Source organism: Paenibacillus sp. J31R120 (assembly GCF_056269225.1).
Window position 1 is genome coordinate 88316 of the sequence record NZ_JBWDNN010000014.1, and the last position, 7274, is coordinate 95589.

A 7274-nucleotide genomic window follows, 5' to 3' on the forward strand; every position below is an offset into this window, starting at 1 on the left:
GCAAAGGAGGGATTACCATGCTGCAGCCTATGACAGTGAAGGAACTGGAGTATATTGCGGATTCCATGTCTAATGAGGACCTGCTTATGAAGCAATGTGCGGCGGCGGTCTCGATCGCAACAACACCAGCAATCAAGAACTGCTGTTCCCAAATGATTCAAATGCATCAACAGCATTATGATTCGCTTATGCACGCGATTCAGCACCATCAGCAGATGGCGCCTACCCAGCCGCAATAACCACATGAGATTCTATATCGTATTGGAGGGAATAAGATGAATCAGCAATCGCAATCCATACTGACAGAGGAAGATCTGGCTTCGACGGTGTTGTCGGATCTGAAGCGCGTCGTTCGAGAATACGCGACGGCGGCTACGGAGTCCACTTGTCCGGATATTCGCCAGATGTTCACCAAGCTGCTCGACAATACGCTGAAGGCACAGGGACAGCTGTTCCAGGCGATGCAGCAAAGCAACATGTATAATACGGCGTCTCCGGCGCTTAGACAAGAGCTGGACAAGCAGGCGCAGCAATACAAGCAGACGGCGCAAAAAACGAAGCAGCAGCTTCAGCAAGCACTAGGCGGATCGCAGCAAGGATCATTCTTCAATCCGATTCACCAGCAGCAGTCCGGTCAGCAGCAACAGCCTTATTATAGCTAAGACCCTTCGGGGTCTTTTTTATTGCACAAATTCTTTGCAGGAAAAGGGGATTAGGTGTAATATATTTTTTATAACCGCAGGCGAGCTGGAAGGAGCTTTGGCATGAACGAATTACAGTTAAAAGTATTGGAACTGCTGAAGGAAGACGCCCGCAGGGACGCGGAGCTGATCGCGACCATGCTGGATCATCCGGTAGCGGAAGTGAAGGAAGCCATTGCCGCGATGGAGCAAGACCATATTATCGTCAAATACGCGACAGTTGTGAACTGGAGTAAGGTGGACGACGAGAAGGTAACGGCCTTGATCGAAGTGCAAATTACGCCTGAGCGGGGGCGCGGATTCGAAGGCATCGCCGAGCGAATCTATCTGTACCCGGAAGTAAAATCGGTCTACCTGATGTCAGGAGCCTACGATTTGCTGGTAGAGGTTGAAGGGAAGACGCTGAAGGAAGTCGCTTCGTTCGTGTCCAACAAGCTGTCGCCGATTGATGCGGTGCTTTCGACCAAGACCTTTTTCATATTGAAAAAATATAAACAGGACGGCATCATCTTCGAGGAAAACGAAGGTGACCATCGGTTGATGGTTTCGCCGTAACATAAAGGGTGATGGTGATGATTAGAGAGAAATCGCAAGGAACCTCCATCCCTGTGCAGCGTCAATCGATGGCTGACTATTTGTCTCCTCTTGTTCGAGACATCAAACCGTCGGGAATCCGCCGGTTTTTTGATTTGGTCAGCACGCGCAAGGATATCATAACGCTTGGTGTTGGCGAACCGGACTTCGTTACGCCATGGCATGTGCGGGAGGCGGCTGTATATTCACTGGAGTCTGGCAAGACCCAGTATACGTCGAATGCGGGAATGCCCGCGCTTCGGGAGGCGATCGGGCAATATTTGAATGACTCTTTCTCGGTCGAATATGATCCGGCAAGTGAGGTAATCGTGACGGTAGGGGGCAGTGAAGCGATTGATCTGGCGCTCCGCGCGCTCATTACGCCGGGCGATGAGATTCTGATTCCCGAGCCTTGTTATATTTCTTATTCACCGATAACGGCTCTGAGCGGCGGCGTGCCGGTTGGCATCGAGACATTCGCTGCGGATAACTTCAAGCTGCGGGCGGAGCAGCTGCAAGCCGTAATTACGCCGCGCTCCAAAGTACTTATCTTATGTTATCCAAGCAATCCGACCGGCGGCATCATGACCTATGAGGACTGGCTGCCGATCGCGAAGCTTGTGGAAGAGAACGATCTGATCGTCATCTCGGACGAAATCTATGCTGAGCTGACGTACGGTTCCAAGCATGTCAGCTTCGCGGCGATGCCGGGCATGAAGGACCGGACTATTCTGGTTAGCGGCTTCTCCAAGGCGTTCGCGATGACGGGCTGGCGGATGGGTTATGCTTGCGGGCATACCGATATTATTGCTGCCATGCTTAAGATTCATCAATATACCGTTATGTGTGCTCCGGTTATGGCGCAATATGCGGCGCTTGAGGCGCTTCAGCATGGCTTGGAGGAAAAGGATCGCATGGTCGAGTCTTATAATCAGCGGCGCAGGCTTGTCGTGAAGGGCTTCCGGGAGATCGGGCTGGAATGCCATGAGCCGCAAGGCGCCTTCTATGCCTTCCCATCGATCGCATCAACCGGAATGTCGAGCGAGACATTCTCCCAGCGGCTATTGGAAGAAGCGGGCGTCGCGGCGGTGCCGGGCGACGTATTCGGTCTAGGCGGCGAGGGGCATCTAAGATGCTCGTATGCGACATCTGTTACACAGTTGACCGAAGCGCTAGACCGCATCGGAAATTTCGTACATCAATTAAAGCAAGGCTAGCCGATCAGCAGGTCAGGAGTCCCTCCGGCCTGCTGTTGCTATAAGCGGAGCTACAAGGATAATAGGCTGTACTGGGGCTTACGCCCGTTCGAGGAACTAGGAGGGAACAGATGAGGTTATATACAAAGACTGGAGACAAAGGCCAGACGTCGCTCATTGGCGGGAGAGTCGGCAAAGATGATATCCGCGTAGAGGCGTACGGCACAATTGACGAGCTGAACAGCTTCGTAGGCCAGGCGCAGGCTGAAGCGGCGAAGTATGAATCGCTCCAGGAAATGGCAGGTTACTTGCTTGACATTCAGCATGAGCTCTTCGATTGCGGATCAGATTTGGCGTATGCCAAAGAAGGTGTTCCGTATAAGATGAATGGCGAGCCGGCCCTGCGGATGGAGGAGTGGATTGACCGTTATATCGTGGAAGCACCTGAGCTCACGCGCTTTATTCTGCCTGGCGGCAGCGCGTTATCATCCATGCTCCATGTGTGCAGAACGGTATGCCGCAGAGCGGAGCGCCGGGTCGTTACTCTATCGGGCGAGCATGCGATTAATCAGGATGTACTGATCTACTTGAACCGGCTCTCCGATTATTTCTTTGCAGCAGCCCGCGTCGCCAACTACAAGCTTAGCGTGCCGGACACGGAGTATATCAGAAGTGCGGAAGTATTCCGCAAGGGCAAGGTGAAGACCAAGAGCGTTAACGAGGAGAAAGGCTGAAGCAGCAATGGAACAATGGAATGGACGCTACTACGCCCCGCTTGTCGTCGAGGTGACGGATGCGGATGACGGCAAGCAGGTTCGAACGATATTGGAGCGGAGGCTTGGCGTCTCCCGTAAGCTGCTTTCCCAGGTCAAGCTGACCGAACACGGGCTAACACTGAATGAGGAGCGGGTTTATACGACGGCGATTGCGAAGTCAGGCGATACGATCCGTCTTCGGATGGAGCAAGAAGAGTCTGAAGACATCTTGCCCCAGCCCATTCCGATTGAAGTAGTATATGAAGACGATAGCTTGCTCATCGTGAATAAGCCGGCGGGCATGATTGTTCATCCGACACATGGCCATTATACGAACACGCTAGCCAATGGTGTTGTCCATCATTGGAAGGAGAGGGGAGAGCGTGTCCGTTTCCGGCCGATTCACCGGTTGGATGAGGAGACGTCGGGGCTGGTCGCCATTGCAAAAACAAGCTATGTGCATCAGCAGCTCTCGGAGCAGTTGCAGGCGGGAACTGTTATGAAGCTGTACCGCGCTTATGTATATGGCGTGCCTGTGCCTGCAGCCGGTACCATCAATGAACCAATAGACCGGGATGATGAGCAGCCGCATCTGCGTGTAGTAAGGCCGGACGGTTATCCGTCCATTACGCATTATGAGGTCATCGCCTCGTACCCTGGAAGGGAAGGGACGCCGGCTGCTTCCGTTAGGCTGAAGCTGGAGACGGGAAGAACCCATCAAATTCGTGTACATATGCGCCATATCGGATGTCCGCTCATTGGGGAGAAGTTCTATGGACCGGAGCATGACCGCCGCGTAGAAGAGTGGGAGCTTGCCGCAGGACGCCATGCCCTTCATGCGGAAATTCTGGGGTTCGTGCATCCGATCAAGAAAGTGCCGATGGAATGGCAAGCGCCTCTGCCTGCGGAGCTGGCGAGGCTGGAGAAGCTGCTTGGAGCGGATGAAACCAGCAGTTCCACTAGTACATATCGGAAGGAGAACTTAGAGTAATCATGTCAGAACGTAAAGTAACGATTATCGAATATCCGAAATGCAGCACATGCAAAGCGGCGATCAAATCGCTGAAGGCCAAAGGAAATGAGGTCGCGACTCGTCATATCGTAGAGGATACGCCTACGGCTAAGGAACTGAAGGAGCTGCTGCAAATCAGCGGCATGGACATAAAGAAGCTGTTCAATACGTCCGGCGAGGTGTATCGCGAGCTTGGACTGAAGGACAAGCTGCCGGGAATGACGGATGATGAGAAGCTGGAGCTTCTCGCTTCGCACGGCATGCTGATTAAGCGTCCCATCGTGACGGACGGCAAGCAGGTCACCGTAGGCTACAAGGAAGACCAATACGAGCAGGTTTGGGGCCGGTCATGATGGATACTGGCAAAGGCAGCAAAGCTTGGCGGTCGGAGCGGCTGTCGGCGCTCGGTTCGTCCATCTTCTCGGAAGTGGCGGCATGGAAGGCGGCAGCAGCCAAGGAGGGTAAAGATATTATTGACCTTGGCATCGGCAGTCCGGACCAGCCGCCTACGGAGAAGGTCAGACGCGCCTTGGCGGAAGCCGCGCTTCAGGCCGGCAACTATGCGTATCCCGCAACCAAGGACGGCATGCCCTTCAAGGAAGCGGCAGCGGCCTGGATGAAGCATCGCTTCGGCGTCACCGTAGATCCCGCAAGCGAAATGGTCACGCTGCTGGGCTCGCAGGACGGGCTTGCCCATCTGGCGATGGCCATCTGTGATCCTGGTGATGCAGCCTTGCTGCCGAATCCGGGTTATCCCATCTATGAAGGCTCGCTTGCGCTTGCCGGGGTCGAGTCGATTTTGATGCCGCTGCGGGAGGAGAACGGATATCTTCCCGATATGGATGCCATCACGGAGGAACAGTGGGACCGTGCCAAGTTCATCCTGCTAAACTATCCGAACAACCCGGTGTCCGCTGTAGCCGATCTGGCGTTCTACGAGAAGGTGCTGGTGAAAGCGAAGGAGCACGGGGTACTGGTCGTTCATGACCTTGCTTATTCCGAGATGGGCTTTGATGGCAATGAACCGCCGAGCATTCTGCAGCTGCCTGGGGCATCAGAGCAAGCGGTGGAATTCCATTCGATGTCCAAAAGCTTCAACATGGCGGGCTGCCGAATCGGGTTCCTGGCAGGCAACCGGGAAGCGGTTGGTGCGCTGCGTGAGCTGAAGGCGAATATCGATTATGGTGCCTTCTATCCGGTTCAGCAGGCGGCGGTTGTGGCGCTTCAAGAAGCGATGGCTGCGCCAGACAAGCCGAAGGTAGGCAAGCTATACGAGCGCAGGCGTGATCTGTTCCTGGACGCGCTGCGTGCGGAAGGATGGGACATGAAGCCGCCTAAAGCGACAATGTTCGTCTGGGCACCGCTGCCGAAGATGGCTTGGGACACGGGAGTGGCGTGGACCTCCAGAACCATTTCCCAGGAAATGCTTAAGGCAACGGGTGTTGTCGTCGTGCCTGGCGAGGCTTTTGGCACAGAGGGAGAGGGCTATGTTCGTATCGCGCTTGTCGAGGATGAAAGCAGGCTGTTGGAAGCAGCGGCACGAATTGGACGATTTATCCGGGGAGAGCTTGTGATAAAATGATCGTAATGGAGCATTTGTATGAAGCGAATGCTTGCTTATGACGAAGTTAGGGGTTGAATGGTTTGAATGAACAAAGACTTCTGCTTGTGGACGGGATGGCAATTCTGTTCAGAGCTTATTTTGCAACATCGTTTACGGGCAGCATTAGACGGACAAGCTCCGGCTTGCCTGTCAATGCCGTACACGGTTTCGTCCGTTATTTCATGGATGCGGTGAACAAATTCAATCCTACCCATGTGATCTGCTGCTGGGATATGGGGAGCAAGACGTTCCGTACGGAGCAATATGATGGTTATAAGTCCAATCGGCCCGACGCGCCGGAGGATTTGATTCCGCAATTTAACTTGGTGAAGGATGTTGTGGCGAGCTTTAATGTGCCGAATGTCGGTATTGTGGGTTACGAGGCAGACGATTGTATCGGCACGCTGGCGAACCGTTTCAAGCATGAAGCCGAGGTTATCGTCGTAACGGGCGATCACGATATGCTTCAGCTTGTAGATGACTGCGTATCCATTGCCATTATGAAGAAGGGCATCGGCAATTACATGGTTTATACGCCAACGACATTGCTGGAGGAAAAGCAGTTGACTCCGCAACAAATCATCGATATGAAGGGTTTAATGGGCGACACGAGCGATAATTACCCTGGCGTTCGCGGCATCGGCGAGAAGACGGCGCATAAGCTCATTCTGGAGCATGGATCGATTGATGGCTTGCTCGCGAATCTGGATTCCGTATCCAAGACGGTCCGGGCGAAGATTGAAGCTGATCTTGAGATGTTGCATCTGTCACGCCAGCTTGCGACGATTCATTGCAACGCACCGCTGGACACTGATATGAGCCTATGCGGCTGGAGCTATGACCGGAATACGGTGCTGAACAAGTTTGAGGAGTTGGAGTTTAAGAGTCTGGTTGCGTTGATCAGCTAGTTGAAAAACGATGATGATATGGAGGGCAGAAATGCTGTCCAGCTTGTTGTTTCATAGCAAATCGCATGTACACAAAAACCGTTCCTTTTCCAAATGGCAGGTTGTGCCTCCATTTGATGAAGGAGCGGTTTCTTTTTTATTATCCCTTGTGGCTTAGGTAAACAGAGCAAGAAAATGTTCTGGAGAAGCGGAGCGTTCGCCTTTGTATTCGGATTTCATCCGATATATGTTCTTCTGGGAATCTGGATACAACAGCGTTCGGAAGCATATTTTCTTGCGCAGTGGGCGCCCTCAGCTATAAGTCACACGATCTGAAATTTTGCAGCCGAAAATGATTAGTTACGATTTTTTCGGGTTGTTTTCCTCTCTTAACCCCTCCATGGCTGAGAGCAAGCGGAGCAAGAAAATGTACTGTAGAAGCGAAGCGTTCGCCTTTGTATTCGGATTCCAACCATAACATATTGTTCAAGGAATCTGGATACAACAGCGATCGGAAGAATATTTCTTGCGCAGTGGGCGCTTTCAG

At 52.9% G+C, this 7274-nt stretch carries 9 protein-coding genes; all 9 read left to right on the plus strand.

Annotated elements, in window-relative coordinates:
* Positions 1–17: 17 nt before the first annotated feature.
* The 9 genes from AC0YNW_RS28340 (at position 18) to AC0YNW_RS28380 (ending at position 6748) form a co-directional block, all read left to right on the plus strand.
* Entirely contained in the window at positions 18–239 is a 222-nt protein-coding gene (locus AC0YNW_RS28340) for a hypothetical protein (protein WP_475834732.1), read from the plus strand.
* Between the two features lie 36 nt (positions 240–275).
* Entirely contained in the window at positions 276–662 is a 387-nt protein-coding gene (locus AC0YNW_RS28345; protein ID WP_475834733.1) for a spore coat protein, read from the plus strand.
* Positions 663–764: 102 nt separating this feature from the next.
* Entirely contained in the window at positions 765–1256 is a 492-nt protein-coding gene (locus AC0YNW_RS28350; protein ID WP_387476442.1) for an Lrp/AsnC family transcriptional regulator, read from the plus strand.
* A 17-nt stretch (positions 1257–1273) separates the two neighbouring features.
* A complete protein-coding gene (locus AC0YNW_RS28355; protein WP_475834734.1) occupies positions 1274–2491 on the plus strand; it encodes an aminotransferase class I/II-fold pyridoxal phosphate-dependent enzyme in 1218 nt (405 codons plus the stop codon).
* Positions 2492–2601: 110 nt separating this feature from the next.
* A complete protein-coding gene (locus AC0YNW_RS28360) occupies positions 2602–3204 on the plus strand; it encodes a cob(I)yrinic acid a,c-diamide adenosyltransferase (protein WP_475834735.1) in 603 nt (200 codons plus the stop codon).
* A gap of 7 nt (positions 3205–3211) precedes the next feature.
* Positions 3212–4216 carry an RluA family pseudouridine synthase gene (locus AC0YNW_RS28365; protein WP_475834736.1) on the plus strand — a complete coding sequence of 335 codons (1005 nt, stop codon included), beginning with the start codon at positions 3212–3214 and terminating at the stop codon, positions 4214–4216.
* 2 nt (positions 4217–4218) lie between these two features.
* Positions 4219–4590: an arsenate reductase family protein gene (locus tag AC0YNW_RS28370; protein ID WP_475834737.1), complete on the plus strand. Its 372-nt coding sequence runs from the start codon at positions 4219–4221 to the stop codon at positions 4588–4590.
* The gene (locus AC0YNW_RS28375) at positions 4590–5819 is read left to right on the plus strand and encodes an aminotransferase class I/II-fold pyridoxal phosphate-dependent enzyme (protein WP_475834739.1); all 1230 of its coding nucleotides are present in this window, start codon (positions 4590–4592) and stop codon (positions 5817–5819) included. Before AC0YNW_RS28370 ends, AC0YNW_RS28375 begins: the two co-directional genes overlap by 1 nt.
* A gap of 62 nt (positions 5820–5881) precedes the next feature.
* Positions 5882–6748 carry a 5'-3' exonuclease gene (locus tag AC0YNW_RS28380; protein ID WP_475834738.1) on the plus strand — a complete coding sequence of 289 codons (867 nt, stop codon included), beginning with the start codon at positions 5882–5884 and terminating at the stop codon, positions 6746–6748.
* The last annotated feature ends 526 nt before the right edge of the window (positions 6749–7274 follow it).